17 protein-coding genes are annotated in these 17,779 nt (G+C 59.3%); 8 read left to right on the plus strand and 9 right to left on the minus strand.

Annotated features, from left to right (window positions below; genetic code table 11):
* Positions 1 to 43: 43 nt before the first annotated feature.
* The 3 genes from ACMGGE_RS09895 (at position 44) to deoR (ending at position 2,214) form a co-directional block, all read left to right on the plus strand.
* The gene (locus ACMGGE_RS09895) at positions 44 to 772 is read left to right on the plus strand and encodes a phosphatase PAP2 family protein (protein WP_045908450.1); all 729 of its coding nucleotides are present in this window, start codon (positions 44 to 46) and stop codon (positions 770 to 772) included.
* A gap of 7 nt (positions 773 to 779) precedes the next feature.
* The gene (ybjG, locus tag ACMGGE_RS09900; protein ID WP_045908451.1) at positions 780 to 1,388 is read left to right on the plus strand and encodes an undecaprenyl-diphosphate phosphatase; all 609 of its coding nucleotides are present in this window, start codon (positions 780 to 782) and stop codon (positions 1,386 to 1,388) included.
* A gap of 67 nt (positions 1,389 to 1,455) precedes the next feature.
* Positions 1,456 to 2,214 carry a DNA-binding transcriptional repressor DeoR gene (gene deoR, locus ACMGGE_RS09905; protein ID WP_008503427.1) on the plus strand — a complete coding sequence of 253 codons (759 nt, stop codon included), beginning with the start codon at positions 1,456 to 1,458 and terminating at the stop codon, positions 2,212 to 2,214.
* Positions 2,215 to 2,304: 90 nt separating this feature from the next.
* Here the strand turns inward: deoR and dacC are convergent, their stop codons facing one another.
* Positions 2,305 to 3,510 carry a serine-type D-Ala-D-Ala carboxypeptidase gene (gene dacC / locus ACMGGE_RS09910; protein ID WP_008501207.1) on the minus strand — a complete coding sequence of 402 codons (1,206 nt, stop codon included), beginning with the start codon at positions 3,508 to 3,510 and terminating at the stop codon, positions 2,305 to 2,307.
* Positions 3,511 to 3,751: 241 nt separating this feature from the next.
* Between dacC and ACMGGE_RS09915 the strand changes: the two genes are divergently transcribed.
* Positions 3,752 to 4,378: a glutathione S-transferase family protein gene (locus tag ACMGGE_RS09915; protein WP_420293711.1), complete on the plus strand. Its 627-nt coding sequence runs from the start codon at positions 3,752 to 3,754 to the stop codon at positions 4,376 to 4,378.
* Here ACMGGE_RS09915 and ACMGGE_RS09920 read toward each other — a convergent pair whose 3' ends face one another.
* Positions 4,379 to 5,497 carry a PQQ-dependent sugar dehydrogenase gene (locus ACMGGE_RS09920; RefSeq protein ID WP_048222190.1) on the minus strand — a complete coding sequence of 373 codons (1,119 nt, stop codon included), beginning with the start codon at positions 5,495 to 5,497 and terminating at the stop codon, positions 4,379 to 4,381.
* Positions 5,498 to 5,603: 106 nt separating this feature from the next.
* Complete coding sequence (gene bssR / locus ACMGGE_RS09925) at positions 5,604 to 5,987, minus strand: biofilm formation regulator BssR (RefSeq protein ID WP_420293712.1); 384 nt, start codon at positions 5,985 to 5,987, stop codon at positions 5,604 to 5,606.
* A 216-nt stretch (positions 5,988 to 6,203) separates the two neighbouring features.
* On the opposite strand from bssR, the gene rimO reads away from it, so the two are divergent.
* A complete protein-coding gene (gene rimO, locus ACMGGE_RS09930) occupies positions 6,204 to 7,529 on the plus strand; it encodes a 30S ribosomal protein S12 methylthiotransferase RimO (protein ID WP_008501203.1) in 1,326 nt (441 codons plus the stop codon).
* 63 nt (positions 7,530 to 7,592) lie between these two features.
* Here the strand turns inward: rimO and gsiD are convergent, their stop codons facing one another.
* The 5 genes from gsiD to iaaA are packed head-to-tail and all read right to left on the minus strand — an operon-like array spanning position 7,593 to position 13,815.
* The gene (gene gsiD / locus ACMGGE_RS09935; RefSeq protein WP_021240948.1) at positions 7,593 to 8,504 is read right to left on the minus strand and encodes a glutathione ABC transporter permease GsiD; all 912 of its coding nucleotides are present in this window, start codon (positions 8,502 to 8,504) and stop codon (positions 7,593 to 7,595) included.
* 1 nt (position 8,505) lies between these two features.
* Positions 8,506 to 9,426: a glutathione ABC transporter permease GsiC gene (gsiC, locus tag ACMGGE_RS09940; protein ID WP_008501201.1), complete on the minus strand. Its 921-nt coding sequence runs from the start codon at positions 9,424 to 9,426 to the stop codon at positions 8,506 to 8,508.
* 5 nt (positions 9,427 to 9,431) lie between these two features.
* The gene (gsiB, locus tag ACMGGE_RS09945; RefSeq protein WP_420293713.1) at positions 9,432 to 10,970 is read right to left on the minus strand and encodes a glutathione ABC transporter substrate-binding protein GsiB; all 1,539 of its coding nucleotides are present in this window, start codon (positions 10,968 to 10,970) and stop codon (positions 9,432 to 9,434) included.
* A 23-nt stretch (positions 10,971 to 10,993) separates the two neighbouring features.
* Positions 10,994 to 12,865, minus strand: a complete 1,872-nt coding sequence (gene gsiA / locus ACMGGE_RS09950) for a glutathione ABC transporter ATP-binding protein GsiA (RefSeq protein ID WP_048027063.1) — start codon at positions 12,863 to 12,865, stop codon at positions 10,994 to 10,996.
* Between the two features lie 11 nt (positions 12,866 to 12,876).
* Positions 12,877 to 13,815 carry a beta-aspartyl-peptidase gene (iaaA, locus tag ACMGGE_RS09955; RefSeq protein WP_048027619.1) on the minus strand — a complete coding sequence of 313 codons (939 nt, stop codon included), beginning with the start codon at positions 13,813 to 13,815 and terminating at the stop codon, positions 12,877 to 12,879.
* A 187-nt stretch (positions 13,816 to 14,002) separates the two neighbouring features.
* Here iaaA and moeA point away from each other — a divergent pair, with 187 nt between their 5' ends.
* The gene (gene moeA / locus ACMGGE_RS09960; RefSeq protein WP_420293714.1) at positions 14,003 to 15,235 is read left to right on the plus strand and encodes a molybdopterin molybdotransferase MoeA; all 1,233 of its coding nucleotides are present in this window, start codon (positions 14,003 to 14,005) and stop codon (positions 15,233 to 15,235) included.
* A gap of 1 nt (position 15,236) precedes the next feature.
* Positions 15,237 to 15,989, plus strand: a complete 753-nt coding sequence (moeB, locus tag ACMGGE_RS09965; RefSeq protein WP_420293715.1) for a molybdopterin-synthase adenylyltransferase MoeB — start codon at positions 15,237 to 15,239, stop codon at positions 15,987 to 15,989.
* Positions 15,990 to 16,087: 98 nt separating this feature from the next.
* Here the strand turns inward: moeB and fsa are convergent, their stop codons facing one another.
* Positions 16,088 to 16,750: a fructose-6-phosphate aldolase gene (gene fsa, locus ACMGGE_RS09970; protein ID WP_420293716.1), complete on the minus strand. Its 663-nt coding sequence runs from the start codon at positions 16,748 to 16,750 to the stop codon at positions 16,088 to 16,090.
* Positions 16,751 to 16,878: 128 nt separating this feature from the next.
* Here fsa and ACMGGE_RS09975 point away from each other — a divergent pair, with 128 nt between their 5' ends.
* Positions 16,879 to 17,778, plus strand: coding sequence for a glycyl-radical enzyme activating protein (locus ACMGGE_RS09975; RefSeq protein WP_248221044.1), 900 nt, complete (start codon positions 16,879 to 16,881; stop codon positions 17,776 to 17,778).
* Position 17,779: the final 1 nt, after the last annotated feature.

A 17,779-nucleotide genomic window follows, 5' to 3' on the forward strand; every position in this document is an offset into this window, starting at 1 on the left:
ACAGATTTATGATAGCCCCATTACTCGTCAACGACCCCAAATTATGGCACTCACCTCCAGCCGTTCAGAATTGTCTAAGTTACAGACAAATAAGACAAAACGCCTTTACCGCTTACCGGCCCGCTTTTATGGTTATCAGCTTTTCATACTGATAGCCCTTGCCGTGGTGTTTACATGGCTATCGCGCAATGAAGCGCTCGACAGATGGGTAACCGGCTTCTGGTATGACGCGGCGACGCAGAGCTTCCCGCTGCAGAAAGACCACCTGCTGGATCTGCTCAACCATCGTCTGGCGAAGTACATCGCCATCGCCTTAGGCGCCGTGGCGCTGTTTTACGGCGCTTACAAGCGTAACGCAAGGCTGGTGACGGCGGCGCTGCTGATGGGCGTTGGCGCGCTGGTGGTGGGCCTGCTGAAAAGCATGAGCCATCACAGCTGCCCGTGGGACCTGGTGGAATATGGCGGTAAGGCTGTCTCTTATCCCCTGTTCAGCGCCGTTCCTGCTGACAGCGGTCCGGGGCGCTGTTTCCCCGGCGGTCATGCCTCCAGCGGCTTTATGGTGATGGGGCTGTTTTTTGCCTTCTGGCGCGAGCGTCCGCGTCTCGCCTGGAGCTTCGTTGCGCTGGGCGTGGTGTTAGGTCTGGTGATGGGTTATGGCCAGATCATGCGCGGGGCACATTTTTTCTCTCACAACCTGTGGGCTGGGTGGTGGGTCTGGTTTTCTCAGGTGGTGGTCTACGGCCTTGTTTCCACCCGGTTTGCTAAAGAGTGATAACGCTATGCTAGAGAATCTGAATTATCAGCTGTTCTATCTGATCAATGCCACCCCGGCCTCGCCCGAGTGGATGATCGACTTTGCCACCTTTCTGGCAAAAGATCTGATCAGCATCGTGCCCGCGCTGGCCGCCATCCTCTGGCTGTGGGGACCTCGTAGCCAGGTGAAAGCGCAGCGCCAGCTGGTGATCAAAGTGGCGATGGCGCTGGGCGTGAGCGTTCTGGTGAGCTACATTCTGGGCCACGCATTCCCGCACGATCGTCCGTTTGTCGATCACGTGGGCTATACCTTCCTGCACCATGCGCCAGATGACTCTTTCCCGAGCGATCACGGGACGGTGATCTTCACCTTTGCGCTGGCCTTCCTGTTTTGGCATCGCCTGTGGTCAGGTGCGGTGCTGATGGTGGTCGCGGTGGCCATCGCCTGGTCTCGCGTTTATCTGGGCGTCCACTGGCCGCTGGATATGGTGGGTGGCTTCCTGGTGGGGCTGATTGGCTGCGTGAGCGCGGCTATCCTGTGGAGCCTTATCGGTGAGGCGCTCTATAGCGGGCTCTCTACCCTCTATCGCGCCATTTTCGCTATCCCGATCCGCAAAGGCTGGATACGTGACTAACCCCGACCTGACAGGTTACACTTGAACCCCCGCCCTGCGGGGGTTCACTTTTTTATCCCGAGGAACTATGGAAACACGTCGCGATGACCGCATTGCTCAGCTGCTTCAGGCGCTGAAGCGCAGCGATAAGCTGCATCTTAAGGAAGCCGCCAACCTCCTCGGCGTCTCAGAGATGACCATTCGTCGGGATCTGAACAGCGAGAGCGCGCCCGTCGTGCTGCTGGGCGGATACATTGTGCTTGAGCCACGCAGCGCCAGCCATTATCTGATCAGCGACCAGAAGACACGCCTGGTGGAGGAGAAACGCAAAGCCGCGCGGCTTGCGGCCTCACTGGTACAGCCGCACCAGACGCTGTTTTTTGACTGCGGTACCACCACGCCGTGGATTATCGAAGCCATCGACAGCAGCATCCCTTTCACTGCCGTGTGCTATTCCCTGAACACCTTTCTGGCGCTTCAGGAGAAACCCGAGTGCCGGGTGATCCTCTGCGGCGGTGAGTTTCACGCCAGCAACGCGATCTTTAAGCCACTCAACCTGCAGGACACGCTCAGTAATCTCTGCCCGGATATCGCGTTTTATTCCGCCGCCGGCGTTAATGTGCGCCAGGGCGCGACCTGCTTTAATCTGGAAGAGCTGCCGGTAAAGCACTGGGCGTTAAGCGCCGCACAGTATCATGTGCTGGTGGTCGATCACAGCAAGTTTGGTAAGGTACGTTCGGCAAGAATGGGCGAGCTGGCGCAGTTCGATGCCATCGTCAGCGATTGCCGCCCGGACGACGAGATTGTGGCCCACGCGAAGGCGCAGCAGGTGAAGTTGATGTATTGAGGTTATGCCGGGTGGCGGCTTCGCCTTACCCGGCCTACAACGGCTCGAACGTAGGCCGGGTAAGGCGAAGCCGCCACCCGGCAAAAAAACCTAGCTAAACCAGCTGCCAAACCACCCGTGGAATTTCATCATCACGAAATCCCACATCCTGCTGAAGAAGCCGCCCTCTTCCACCGCTTCCATCACAATCAGCGGACGCTGTTCAATCGACTTACCGTTAAGCTGGAAATCAATCGTCCCGACCACCTGGCCCTTTTTCAGCGGAGCCGTAAGCTGCGGGTCAGTCAGGGTGTAGCTGGCCTTCAGGTTTTTCAGCTGGCCGCGTGGAATGGTCACCGAGCCCGCCTCACCCGCGCCCAGGTTCACTTCGCTCTTGTCACCAAACCAGACGCGCTGGCTGACGAACGTGGCATCCGGCTTAATCGGCGTCACGGTTTCATAGAAGCGGAAGCCCCAGGTCAGCAGTTTTTCGGATTCGTTAAAGCGAATGCGGTCGGTTTTGGTGCCTAGCACCACCGAAATCAGGCGCATGTCGCCCTGGGTCGCGGAAGCCACCAGGTTGTAGCCTGCCCCCGCCGTGGTGCCGGTTTTCATCCCGTCCACGTTGACGTTGCTGCTCCACAGCAGGCGGTTGCGGTTCGGCTGGCGAATTTTGTTGAAGGTAAACTCTTTCTCTTTGTGGATGGCGTATTCATCCGGCACGTCGTGGATCAGCGCTTTCCCCAGCAGCGCCATGTCGCGTGCGGTGCTGAACTGACCCGGCGCATCCAGACCGTGAACGGTTTTAAAGGTTGTATTGGTCAGGCCCAGCTTTTGCGCGTAGCCATTCATCAAACCAATGAAAGAATCCTGGCTGCCGGCAACGTAATCGGCCAGCGCGATACACGCATCATTTCCCGACTGAATAATCACCCCTTTATTCAGATCGGAAACGGAAACCTGATCGCCAGGCTTCAGGAACATCACGGAAGAACCCCGCAGCGCCGGGTTGCCGGTCGCCCACGCGTCCTTCCCGATGGTCACCATATCGTCCAGCTTGATCTTGCCCGCTTTCAGCGCCTGGCCCACCACATAGCTGGTCATGATTTTGGTCAGGCTTGCCGGATCGAGTTTCTCATCCGCATTTCCTTCCGCCAGCACTTTACCGCTGGCGTAGTCCATCAGGATCCAGGCGCGCGCATCAACTGGCGGCGCTTCGGGCGCAGCCTGTTCAGCTGCGTAGAGCGTTGGTGCAAACAGGAAAAGAAGCGCAGAGCCTGCCGCCAGGCTGCGCAGAGAAGTCATTTTACGCGTCATAAATGCCACCCGAGTGTCCATTCAAAAATTACGTCACATCACCGTGTCGCAAGAAGCGATGAGTAATAGCGCACTAAAACCGTTAAAGAAACCCAACGAGGGTAAAGTTATTAAAGTTTATGCAATAACATTCAGATACGCTTTGATTAAGACGATTTTTTTGTCTTCTGTTGCGTAATTGTTAGGTTTATCTCACCATGGCGAAAGGCTGACTCGGATTCACATCTCATCGGGAGTAAATATGATTACGCTGTGGGGCAGGAATAATTCGACCAACGTTAAGAAAGTGCTCTGGACGCTGGAAGAGCTGGATTTACCGTTCAAACAAATCATGGCTGGCATGGCGTTCGGCGTGAACAAAGAGGCCGACTATCTGGCCATGAACCCGAACGGCCTGGTGCCGCTGCTGCGCGATGATGAAACAGACGCGACGCTTTGGGAGTCCAACACCATTGTCCGTTACCTCGCCGCCCAGTACGGTCAGGGCCGCCTGTGGGTTGAAAACCCGGCCCGGCGCGCCCAGGGCGAAAAGTGGATGGACTGGGCAAACCAGACGCTGTCCCCGACCCACCGCGTGATCCTGATGGGGCTTATCCGCACGCCGGAAGCTGAACGCGACTATCCCGCGATTCACGCCGCGCAGGATGCCTGCGAAAATCTGTTTGCGATGATGGATGACGAGCTGGCGAAGCACGCCTGGTTCTCCGGCGAGGCGTTCGGCACAGGCGATATCGCCGTGGCACCCTTCGTCTGGAACCTGACCAATATGGGTCTGAAGTGGACGCCACGCCCTCACCTTGAGCGCTGGCTTAAACAGCTGAGCGATCGCCCTGCGTATCGTAACGTCGTGATGATCCAGGTCACCTGATTACGCGCCGGACGGGCTGACTTTCAACAGTTGCCCGTCCGTCTCGTCGGTCAGGACATACAGATACCCATCCGGCCCCACCCGCACGTCGCGAATACGCTGGTCCCGGTCGCCCAGAATGCGCCCGTCCTCCGTCACCTTGTTTCCCTCCACGCTCAGCACGATCACGTCCTTCTCCTTCAGCGCGCCGATAAACAGCTTGTTTTTCCACTGCGGGAAGACGTCACTGTTGTAAAACGCCATGCCGCTCACCGCGGGTGAGACTTTCCAGACGAACAGCGGCTTCTCGGTGCCCTCAACATGCTCGCCTTTGGCTTCCGGGATTTTCAGGCCGCTGTAGTTAATGCCGTGCGTGGCCAGCGGCCAGCCGTAGTTCTTACCTTTCTCCGGAATGTTGATCTCATCCCCGCCGCGCGGGCCATGCTCGTTCAGCCACAGCGTGTCGCTCCAAGGGTTCATCGCCATCCCCTGCGGGTTGCGAATGCCGTAAGACCAGATTTCGGGTCGCGCACCGGGGGTGTTCACAAAGGGGTTATCCGACGGGACTTTCCCGTCTTCGGTGAGGCGCACCACTTTGCCCTGCAATTTATCCAGATCCTGCGCCGTCGGACGCTGATTGTTCTCGCCGAGTCCAATAAAGAGAGAGCCTTTGCCGTCGAACACCAGCCGCCCGCCAAAATGGTTACCGGTTGAGAGTTTCGGCATCTGGCGGAACGCCACCTGGAATCCCTCGATGCGGGAATAGTCGTCGCTCAGGCGGCCATAGCCCACCGCCGTTCCGGCTTTGCCGTCATGCCCGGCCTCGGCGTAGCTCAGCCAGACGCGGCGCGACTTCTCAAAATCCGGCGCCAATACCACATCCAGCAATCCTCCCTGACCGTTTGCCCAGACCTTCGGTACGCCGACAATCGGATCGGAGAGCCCTTTTCCGGTCTGCCAGCGTTTGAGCTGACCGCCCTTCAGGGTCACCAACAGCCCGTCATTATCCGGCAGGAACGCCAGGGACCAGGGGTGATCGAGTCTGTTTTGCAGCACCTCGACCTTCACTGCCTCTGGCGCAGCAAGAAGTGAAAACGAAATAAATAACGCAGGCAGGGAAATCAGCGAGGATCGAGGCATAACGCGCTCCTTTATCGGCATATGGCATAAAGATTAGCCACTGCGTCCGGGCGCGTTATCACTTTTACAAAAGCTTAAGCAGAAGGGGGAGTTGCCTCCCCCGGGATCAGTGCTGTTCGAGCTGTTTGTGCTCGTTCAGAGACATGATGCATAGAGAGAGCGTTGTCAGGCAGTTTTCAAGCTTCTCCGCGTTTACGGCGATAAAGTTCGGGCAGTCGTGGCGTCCGTTCATCAGACACACCCCTGCAATGGAGAGCACTTCGGCGGCACGGCGCAGCGCGATCTCTTCACTTTCGCCGCCGTTCGCCTTCAGGGTCGGTGCTTTTTCACGCATGAAATTACACAGTTCAAACAGGTTATCACGCAGATGTTCGCTTTCGCTGACTGACATATACCCTTTTGCCTTCCTCAACTGCAGGTACGCGGCCAGGTCGATTCGGGCGTTGATCAGCTTGTTCAGCAGATCGCGTTTTAGTCTGTCAACGGTCATGCTCTTTCCTCCTCTGTCAGCCATGGTGCATAGTCAGGATAAGTACATTTTTTGTACAGTTTAATGCCTGGGATCAATTTTTATTAACTGATTAACATTATTTACAATGTTACAACCTCGGCCCGACGCATCCGCCTTGCAAAGAGTGTATAAATCCCCCGCGATACGCTGTAAAATCCCGCCCTGATAACTCCATAATTGATGAATTTTTAACCTATGAGCAATGTTACGCACCAGCCGAAAATCGGCTTCGTCTCCCTGGGCTGCCCGAAAAACCTGGTGGATTCAGAACGCATCCTGACCGAACTGCGCACCGAGGGCTATGACGTGGTGCCAAGCTACGACAACGCCGATATGGTGATTGTTAACACCTGCGGGTTTATCGACAGCGCGGTCCAGGAGTCACTGGAAGCCATCGGTGAAGCGCTGACCGAAAACGGCAAAGTGATCGTGACCGGCTGTCTGGGCGCGAAAGAAGACCAGATCCGCGAAGTGCACCCGAAGGTGCTGGAGATCACCGGCCCGCACAGCTACGAGCAGGTGCTGCAACATGTTCATCACTACGTGCCAAAACCCAAACACAACCCGTTCCTGAGCCTGGTGCCGGAACAGGGCGTGAAGCTGACGCCGCGCCACTACGCATACCTGAAGATTTCCGAAGGCTGTAACCATCGCTGTACCTTCTGCATCATCCCGTCCATGCGTGGCGATCTGGTGAGCCGTCCAATCGGCGAAGTGCTGGCAGAAGCTAAGCGCTTGGCTGACGCGGGCGTGAAGGAGCTGCTGGTCATCTCCCAGGACACTTCAGCTTATGGCGTGGACGTTAAGCACCGCTCCGGTTTCCACAACGGCGAGCCGGTGAAAACCAGCATGGTCGGCCTGTGCGAGCAGCTGTCTAAACTCGGTATCTGGACGCGTCTGCACTACGTTTACCCATACCCGCACGTTGACGACGTCATCCCGCTGATGGCGGAAGGCAAGATTCTGCCTTACCTGGACATCCCGCTGCAGCACGCGAGCCCGCGTATCCTGAAGCTGATGAAGCGCCCTGGCTCCGTTGACCGCCAGCTGGCACGCATCAAGCAGTGGCGTGAGATCTGCCCGGACCTGACCCTGCGCTCCACCTTTATCGTCGGCTTCCCGGGTGAAACCGAAGAAGACTTCCAGATGCTGCTCGACTTCCTGAAAGAAGCGCGTCTGGACCGCGTAGGCTGCTTCAAGTACAGCCCGGTGGAAGGCGCAACCGCCAACGAGCTGGCGGACCAGGTGCCGGAAGAGGTGAAAGAGGAGCGCTGGAACCGCTTCATGCAGCTGCAGCAGCAGATCTCTGCCGAGCGTCTGCAGGAGAAAGTGGGCCGCGAAATCATGGTTATCATCGACGAAGTGGACGAAGAAGGCGCGATTGGCCGCAGCATGGCGGACGCCCCTGAAATCGACGGTGCGGTGTACCTGAATGGCGAAACCAACGTTAAGCCGGGTGATATTATTCGCGTGAAGGTTGAAAACGCCGACGAGTATGACCTGTGGGGTAGCCGGGTTTAATCGCCCCACTCCGCTTTTGTAGGCCGGGTAAGGCGTAGCCGCCACCCGGCACATTTCACTGCACTACCCCTTTATCCTCGGATCCAGCGCGTCGCGCAGCCCATCACCTAACAGGTTAAACGCCAGCACGGTCAGGAAAATCGCCAGGCTCGGGAAAATCGCCACGTGCGGCGCAATCACCATATCGGCCCTCGCCTCGTTCAGCATCGCGCCCCACTCCGGCGTCGGAGGCTGTGCCCCTAGCCCCAGAAACGACAGGCTGGCCGCCGAGATAATCGACACGCCGATACGCATGGTGAAATAGACCACGATGGACGACACCGTCCCCGGCAGAATATGGCTGAAGAGGATGGTCGCATCGCTGGCCCCCATACTGCGGGCCGACTCGATAAAGGTCTGCTGTTTTAACACCAGCGTGTTGCCGCGCACCAGGCGGGCAAAGGCCGGAATCGAAAACACCGCGACCGCGATGATGACGTTGGCCATGCCGCTGCCCATGATCGCCACCACGGCAATCGCCAGCAGAATGCCGGGGAAGGCAAACAGCACGTCGCAGATGCGCATGATGATGCGGTCCCACCAGCCTTCATAATACCCGGCAACCAGCCCCAGCACGATCCCGATGGCCGCGCCGATCAGCACCGCGAACACCCCGGCGGCGAGCGAGATCTGCGCCCCTACCAGTACCCGGCTAAAGATATCCCGCCCGAGGGAATCCACGCCGAACCAGTGGAGCATCGAGGGCCCGTCGTTCAGGCGGTCGTAGTCAAAATAATTTTCCGCATCAAACGGCGCCACCCACGGCGCCACGATCGCCACCACAATCAGCAGCAGCACGAACAGCCCCGCGGTCATCGCGACCGGCTGGCGGCGGAAACGCCGCCAGAATTCAGACCACGGGGTGCGGATGTGGTCCGGTTTTAGCCCCGGCATGGCGTTTAAAACAGCCTGACGTCGCCAGTTCAACAATCGCATCTTACTTATACCTGATGGCCGGGTTAATGGCGGCGTAAAGCACGTCCACCACTAAGTTGATAAGAATAAACTCCAGCGAGAAAAGCAGCACTTCCGCCTGGATCACCGGGTAGTCGCGCATCTCGACGGAATCGACCAGCAGACGTCCCAGCCCCGGCCAGTTGAAGACCTTTTCCACCACGATAGAGCCGCCCAGCAGGAAGCCAAACTGAAGCCCCATCATCGTCACGACCGGGATCATCGCATTGCGGAACCCGTGCTTGAGGATGACCCACTTCTCGCTGACCCCTTTCGCCCGCGCGGTGCGAATATAATCTTCGCTCAGCACGTCAACGAACGAGGCGCGGGTAAAGCGGGCCATCACCGCCGACACGGCAGCCCCCAGCGTCATCGAGGGCAGAATGTAATGCTTCCAGGTATCGGCCCCGACGGTGGGCAGCCAGCCCAGCTCAACGGAGAAGATCTGCATCAGCAGCATCCCCAGCGCGAACGCCGGGAAGGAGATGCCGGTCACCGCCAGCGCCATGCCGAGCTTGTCCGGCCAGCGGTTACGCCAGACGGACGCCACAATCCCGGCGCCAAGTCCGAACACCACGGCCCAGCTCATGCTGGCTATCGTTAACCAGAACGTGGGCATAAAGCGGGTGGCGATCTCCTCCGACACCGGACGACGCGAGACCATCGAGATGCCAAAGTCACCCTGCAGAACGTTGCCAATATAGTGCAGAAACTGCATATAAAGCGGCTGGTCAAGACCCAGCTGTTTACGCACCAGCTCAATGACCGTGGCATCCGCTTCGGGCCCGGCAACCAGACGCGCCGGATCCCCCGGCAGCATATGGACAAACAAAAACACCAGCACTGCCACAATCAGCAGCGTCGGGATAAGCCCCAGCAGGCGTTTACAAACATAGTTCAGCATGGGCGTTATTTTAAATCCGCATCGTCAAAGCTAAAGCCCGTATCCGGCATGATGTAGAACCCGGTCAACGCTTTGTTATGGGCTGACACGAGTTTTTCCACCACCAGCGGCACCCACGGCGACTCTTTCCAGATGATGTCCTGCGCGTCCTTGTAGAGGCGTGCTTTCTCCTCCGGTTTGGTGGTTTTCAGCGCGTCAGAAAGGTCTTTGTCCACCTGCGGGTTGCTGTAGAACGCGGTATTGAACAGGGTTGGTGGCCAGTTCTGCGAGGCAAACAGCGGCGACAGCGCCCAGTCGGCTTCACCGGTCGAGGCCGACCAGCCGGTGTAGAACATCCGCACGCCGCTCTCTTTCTGCCCTTTCCCCTCAACCTCGGCCGCACGCTGTCCGGCATCCATGGCGGTCACCTGCGCCTTGATACCCACCTGCGCCAGCTGCTGCTGGGTGAACTGCAGCACCTTCTGGGCGGTACTGTGATTATGCGACGACCACAGCGTGGTGCTGAACCCGTTCGGGAAGCCCGCCTCTTTCAGCAGCTCGCGTGCTTTAGCCGGATCGTACGGCCACGGCTGATAGCTTTGCGCATACGCGATAGCTGGCGGCAGCACGCCGGTGGCCGGGGTGGCATAGCCCGCAAAAGCGACTTTCACCAGCGCCTGACGGTTAATGGCGTAGTTAATGGCTTCGCGCACCTTCGGATTATCGAACGGCTTTTGCGTGACGTTCATGCTGATGTAGCGCTGCATGATCGACGGGCTGGCGACCAGCTCCAGCTTGCTGTTTTTCTCCAGAATGGCGGCCTGCTCATACGGAACAGGGAAGGCAAACTGCGCCTCGCCGGTTTGCAGCATCGCCGCACGGGTGTTGTTATCCACTACCGGACGCCAGGTGATGGTGTCCAGCTTCGGCAGCCCTTTCTGCCAGTATCCCGCGTATTTCTTCACCTTTACAAAATCAGTCTGATTCCAGGTGACCAGCTCATACGGGCCGGTGCCGACCGGGTGGAAGCCGATCTCCTTGCCGTATTTCTTCAGCGCGGCAGGGGATATCATCGCCGTCGCCGGATGCGCCAGAATATTGATAAACGCGGAGAACGGCTCTTTCAGGGTGATTTTTACCGTCGTCGGGTCAACTACCTCGGTTTTGGCGATGTTCTTATAGAGGTTATAACGCTTGAGGCTGTTTTCAGGATTGCTGGCGCGATCGAGGTTAACCTTCACCGCGTCTGCATTAAAGTCGGTGCCGTCCTGGAACTTCACCCCGGTTTTGAGCTTAATGGTGTACACCAGCCCGTCATCCGAAACGGTGTACCCCTCCGCCAGCACGTTTTTAAGCTTCATCTCTTTATCCAGGCCAAACAGGCCCTGGTAGAACGATTTCGCCACCGCCTGGGAGAGCGTGTCGTTAGCGTCATACGGATCCAACGTCGTGAAGTTAGAGCCGACAGCGACCACCACATCTTTGGCAGCGAACGCGGGGGCAGCGGCCAGGGCTGCCGTCACGCTCGCGGCTAACAACCATCTACGCGCTACAAATGTAACCATTATGTTCTCCTGCCTGTTGAAAGTTATAACCGCGAAAAAGCATTGTCCTGACGCGGGGGAGCCACGAAATGACCCGGCCCGACCTCACGCAACGCCACGCGCTCCACGGCCTCGCCGCGTTTACGAATATTGCTCGGCATTTCATCCTGCAGCAGCACGCGCTGGCCGTGACGATGCGCCGGGTCGGCGACCGGGACCGCCGCGATGAGCTTGCGGGTATACGGGTGCTGTGGGTTCTCGAACACCGCTCTTCGCGGACCGATTTCCACAATTTGCCCCATAAACATCACCGCCACGCGATGGCTGATGCGCTCAACCACCGCCATGTCGTGCGAGATAAACAGGAAGGCGATCCCCATATCCCGCTGTAAATCCAGCAGCAGATTGATGATTTGCGCCCGGATAGAGACATCCAGCGCCGAGACGGACTCATCCGCAATCACCACTTTCGGGTTCAGCGCCAGCGCACGGGCGATGCAGATACGCTGCCGCTGCCCGCCGGAAAACTCGTGCGGATAACGCCAGGCGTGTTCCGGCTTCAGGCCAACGCGCTCCAGCAGCCAGGCGACGCGACGCTGCGCAGCCTCGCCGTCGAGCAGGTTATGCACCCGCAGCGGCTCCATGATCGAATACCCCACCGTATGGCGCGGATCGAGGGAGGCATACGGATCCTGGAAAATAAACTGAATATCCCGCCGCACCGCCTGCAGCCTGCTGTCCGGAAGGGTATCAATGCGCTCGCCGTTAAAGGTAATGCTGCCCTCCTGGGATGCCACCAGACGGAGCAACGCGCGCCCGGTCGTGGATTTACCGCAGCCGGACTCCCCCACCAGCGCCAGCGTTTCGCCCGGCCACAGATCGAAGCTGACGTTTTCCACCGCGTGCACTTCGCGCTTCACCCGGTTCAGTACGCCGCTGCGCAGCGGAAACCGGGTGACCAGATTGCGCACTTCCAGAATGGGCTTGCCCGGCACCACGGTGTCCTGCTCGCGTTCCTCCTCCTGCGGCTCAGACGCCGCCAGGGAAATCAGCGGAAAACGACGCGGCAGATCGCTGCCGTTCATCGCCCCAAGACGCGGGACCGCCGCCAGCAGCGCTTTGGTGTAGGGATGCGCGGGCGCGTGAAAAATCTGCTCAACCGTGCCGGTTTCGACCGCGCTGCCCTTGTGCATCACCAGTACGCGATCGGCGATATCGGCGACCACGCCCATATCGTGGGTGATAAAGATCACCCCCATCTCCATCTCCTGCTGCAGCACGTTGATGAGCTGCAGGATCTGCGCCTGAATCGTCACGTCCAGCGCCGTCGTCGGCTCATCGGCAATCAGCACCGCGGGACGGCACGAGAGCGCCATGGCGATCATCACCCGCTGGCGCATGCCGCCGGAAAGCTGATGCGGGTAGCGGCCCAGAATGGCCTGCGCCTCCGGAATGCGTACCAGCTCCAGCATGCGTCTCGCTTCCCTGAGCGCCTCATCGCCGCTCAGCCCCTGATGCAGGCGAATGGACTCGGCAATTTGTTCCCCCACCGGGAACACCGGGTTCAGGGAGGTCATCGGCTCCTGGAAGATCATCGCAATATCCGCCCCGCGCACGCCCTGCATCTGCGCGCCGCTCAGCTCGTTTAAATCAATGACCTGGCGGTTACGGCGGCGCAGCAGCATTTTCTCGCTGCTGATTTGACCGCCCGTCTGTTCCAGCAGGCGCATCAGCGCCAGCGCGGTGACCGATTTCCCGGAACCGGACTCGCCAACAATCGCCAGCGTCTCGCCGCGCCTGAGCGTGAACGATAAATTCTGTACTGCGGGGATGAACTGCCGCTCTTCCTGAAACGCAATATTCAGCTGATGGACAGCCAGCACTTCGCGGTTGTCCAGCTCTTCACTGTGCGGCACGCGCTGCCCCCTTATTCACGATAAATCCCCGTGCTCGGCTCATCGCCGGCATAGCCCCAGGCGCGGTACATGCCTTCACTGTTGAACGGCAGGGCCACGTTGCCCTCACGATCCACCGCAATGAGGCCGCCGATGCCGCCCAGGGCAGGTAATTTTTCCATCACCACGCGCTCGCAGGCCTCGCTCAGGCTTAAGCCGCCGTAATCCATCAGCGCAGTAATGTCATAGGCCGCGAGAGCGCGGATAAAGACTTCCCCGGTGCCGGTACATGACACCGCCGCCGTCGCGTTATTGGCATAGCAACCCGCGCCGGGCAGCGGACTATCACCCACGCGTCCGGGCAGCTTGTTGGTCATCCCGCCCGTGGAGGTTGCCGCCGCGAGGTTGCCGGCTTTATCCAGCGCCACCGCGCCCACCGTGCCCATTTTGCTGCGCTCATCCAGCGGCGCAGTATGGTCAAGCTGCGTCATGCCCGCCGAACGAGCGTCCAGCAGCTGCTGATAGCGGGCTTCCGTGGAAAACAGGTCAGGCGAGACCGGCTCCATTCCGTGTTCGAAGGCAAACCTCTCCGCCCCCGCGCCCGTCAGCAGCACGTGCGGGCTCTCTTCCATCACCAGACGCGCGGCCAGCACCGGGTTACGCAGGTGGCTGACGCCTGCCACGGCCCCCGCTTTCAGGGTGATACCGTCCATGACGCAGGCATCCAGCTCGTGCGTTTCATCCCGGGTAAAGACCGAACCGATCCCCGCATTAAATAACGGGCACTCTTCCAGCAGACGCACCGCCTCAGTGACCACATCCAGCGCGCTCTCGCCCGCTTCCAGCATTTTCTGGCCCGTTTCGACAATGGCGTACAGCGCGTCGATGTAGCGTTTTTCCTGCTCAGAAGTGAGCTGTGCACGGGTGATTGCCCCGGCCCCGCCATGAATTGCGATTACCGCCTTAACCATTCGCATCACCCGTTAGCCTGTTTTGCGGCTTTTTCTATAAATATCATTATCGTCGACGAAACTTCAGATGATTTTTGAATATAGAAAGACGTAACAGTGATGTAAAGCGTGCACCCTTCGGTCATACAGTTAGCCGCACTTTTCTGCCATAATGGACGCTTTCGTTGTTACTCCGCAGGAGCCCACCATGGATTTTACCGCCGGACTGATGCCGCTTGAGACGGCACTCACGCAGATGCTTGACCGAGTTTCCCCGCTGCATGACGTTGAGACGCTGCCCCTCGTGCGCTGTTTTGGCCGTATTGCCGCGCGCGATATCGTCTCTCCGCTTAACGTGCCGGGGTTTGATAACTCCGCGATGGACGGTTACGCGGTACGCCTGGCGGATCTCCAGACGGGTAACGCCCTGCCGGTGGCGGGTAAAGCCTTTGCGGGTCAGCCGTTTAGCGGCGAATGGCCTGCGGGCACCTGCGTGCGCATCATGACTGGCGCACCGGTTCCGCCAGGCTGCGACGCCGTGGTGATGCAGGAAGAGACCGAACAGACCGACGACGGCGTGCGTTTTACCGCGAGCGTCAAAGCGGGCCAGAACATCCGTCGCACGGGCGAAGACATTACCCTCGGCGCGACGGTCTTTGCCGCCGGGCAAAAGCTGACGGTGGCGGAGCTGCCGGTGCTGGCGTCGCTCGGCGTTGCTGAAATCGACGTAATCCGTAAAGTGCGCGTCGCCGTTTTCTCCACCGGCGACGAGCTGCAGCTTCCGGGCCAGCCGCTGCAGGACGGCCAGATTTACGACACCAACCGCCTGGCGGTACACCTGATGCTGGAGCAGCTGGGCTGCGAGGTGATTAACCTCGGCATCATTCCAGACGATCCGGAAAAACTGCGCGCGGCGTTTATCGAGGCGGATAAATCCGCCGACGTGGTCATCAGCTCCGGCGGCGTCTCCGTTGGCGAAGCGGATTACACCAAAACCCTTCTTGAAGAGCTGGGTGAAATCGCCTTCTGGAAGCTGGCGATCAAGCCGGGCAAGCCGTTCGCGTTTGGCAAGCTTTCACACAGCTGGTTCTGCGGCCTGCCGGGTAACCCGGTCTCGGCGGCACTCACCTTCTACCAGCTGGCGATCCCGCTGCTGGCGATGCTTTCCGGCAACAAGGCCAGCCCGCTGCCGGAACGCGTGCGCGTGCGTGCCGCCACGCGGTTGAAAAAATCACCGGGCCGTCTCGATTTCCAGCGCGGCATTCTGACCCGCGGTGCGGACGGCGAGCTTGAAGTACGCACTACCGGACATCAGGGCTCGCACATTTTCAGTTCCTTCAGTCTGGGCAACTGCTTCATCGTGCTGGAGCGCGAGCGCGGCAACGTGGAAGCTGGCGAATGGGTTGAGGTCGAGCGCTTTAACCACCTGTTCGGAGGCTGACATGACGGTGGAGCTGAGCGACCAGGAGATGATGCGCTACAACCGCCAGATTGTGCTGCGCGGGTTTGACTTCGAGGGTCAGGAAGCGCTCAAGGCGGCCAGCGTGCTGGTCGTCGGGCTGGGCGGGCTGGGCTGCGCCGCCGCGCAGTACCTTGCCGCGGCGGGCGTGGGAAGCATGACGCTGCTGGATTTCGATACCGTGTCGGTGTCCAACCTGCAGCGCCAGACGCTGCACAGCGATGCGACGGTGGGCCAGCCGAAAGTGGAATCCGCCAGGGCTGCGCTGGCGCGCATCAACCCCCACGTTCAGTTCACGCTGATTGACGCAATGCAGGATGACGACGCGCTCTCCGCGCAGATTGCCCGGCACGACCTGGTGCTGGACTGCACCGATAACGTCGCCATCCGCAACCAGCTCAACGCGGGCTGTTTTGCTCACAAAACCCCGCTGGTCTCCGGCGCGGCGATCCGCATGGAGGGGCAAATCAGCGTCTTCACGTACGCCGAGGGTGAACCCTGCTACCGCTGCCTGAGCCGTCTGTTTGGCGAGAATGCGCTGACCTGCGTTGAGGCGGGCGTGATGGCGCCACTCGTCGGCGTGATTGGTTCATTGCAGGCAATGGAAGCGATCAAGGTGCTGGCGAATTACGGCACGCCTGCAGCGGGGAAAATCGTGATGTACGACGCGATGACCTGCCAGTTCCGCGAGATGAAACTGATGCGTAACCCGGGGTGTGAGGTTTGCGGAGGGTAAACCCTGCTGCGGCCTGATGCCCTCACCCCGACCCTCTCCCACAGGGAGAGGGAGAAAATCGTAGGCCGGGTAAGCGTTAGCGCCACCCGGCAACCGCGTCAGATAGACGTCCGTCCAAACGCCCCCTGCCAGTCCTGCTCAAACTTCACAATCGCCGCATCCACAGCCGGAGAGGTAATAAACTGCTGCGCCACGTCCAGCGGCAGCGTGATGGACTCGCACCCAGCCAGCAGGCAGTCCAGCGCCTGACGCGGGGTTTTAAAGCTCGCGGCCAGCACTTTTGACTGCGGGGCATGCAGCGTCAGCAGCTGCTGTAATTCCACCACGGTCTGGATCCCGTCCCCGCCCTGCGCGTCCACGCGGTTAACGTAAGGCGCCACATACTCCGCCCCCGCCAGCGCGGACAGCATCCCCTGCGCGGCACCGTATACCGCCGTACCCAGCGTCGGGATCCCTTCCGCTTTCAGCATCTTGAGCGCCGCCAGCCCTTCTGCGGTCACCGGCACTTTCACCACCAGATCGTTAATGATGGCGCGCAGCTTACGCGCGTCCTCCACCATCCCTTCGGCGGTGGTCGCCATCACCTGCGCGAACAGACGGCCTTTACCCCCCAGCGCGTCGTACAGCGCGGGCAGCAGTTCGTCGAGCGGCGTTTTACCGGCCGCAACGATGCTTGGGTTGGTAGTCACGCCCGCCAGCGGGAAGATACGCGCCAGCTTTTTGACTGCCGCAACGTCAGATGTGTCGAGATAAAGTTCCATGATGTCACCCTCAAAATTAGCCTGCACTTACCCTATCACGACAAAACCTGCTCAAGAGTTGACCTGCATCAAGATAACTTTCATTCGAAAGTAATTTAATCTTCGTATGCAAGATGAGAGGCGAAAACATGATCTTCAATATTCAGCGTTACTCTACCCACGATGGCCCCGGTATCCGTACCGTGGTGTTCCTGAAAGGCTGCTCGCTGGGCTGTCGCTGGTGCCAGAACCCGGAAAGCCGCTCCCGCAGTCGGGACGTGCTGTTTGATGCGCGTCTGTGCCTGGACGGCTGCGACCTGTGTCAGCAGGCGGCACCGGGCTGTATCGAACGTGCGCTGAACGGGATGGTCATTCATCGTGAGAAATTAAGTGAAGAGACGCTTAATGCCCTGACCGACTGCTGCCCGACGCAGGCGCTGACCGTCTGCGGTGAAGAACGGCAGGTCGAGGAGATCATGGCGACCGTACTGCGCGACAAACCCTTCTACGACCGCAGCGGCGGCGGGATCACCCTCTCCGGCGGCGAACCGTTTATGAACCCCGAGCTGGCGCAGGCCCTGTTTAAAGCCAGCCATGACCAGGGGATCCACACCGCCGTCGAAACCTGCCTTCACGTGCCGTGGCACTATATCGAGCCGTCATTACCGTACGTCGATCTGTTCCTCGCCGACCTGAAGCACGTCGACGGTGACCTGTTCAAGCAGTGGACGGACGGTTCGGCTAAGCGCATCCTGGACAACCTGAAACGCCTGGCCGCCGCCGGGAAAAAGATCACCATCCGCGTGCCGCTGATCCAGGGCTTTAACGCCGATGAAGCGTCCATCACCGCCATTACCAACTTCGCTGCCGATGAGCTCGGCGTCGACGATATTCATTTTCTGCCGTATCACACGCTGGGCATGAATAAATACACCCTGCTCGGCCAACCCTACTCTGCCCCTGACAAACCGCTGGATAACCCTGCCCTGCTGGACTTCGCGCAGCAGTACGCCTGCCAGAAAGGGTTAACCGCGACCTTACGAGGATAAA

Origin of the sequence: Enterobacter sp. BNK-22 (assembly GCF_048684805.1) — a bacterium.
GTDB classification, from domain to species: domain Bacteria; phylum Pseudomonadota; class Gammaproteobacteria; order Enterobacterales; family Enterobacteriaceae; genus Enterobacter; species Enterobacter quasiroggenkampii.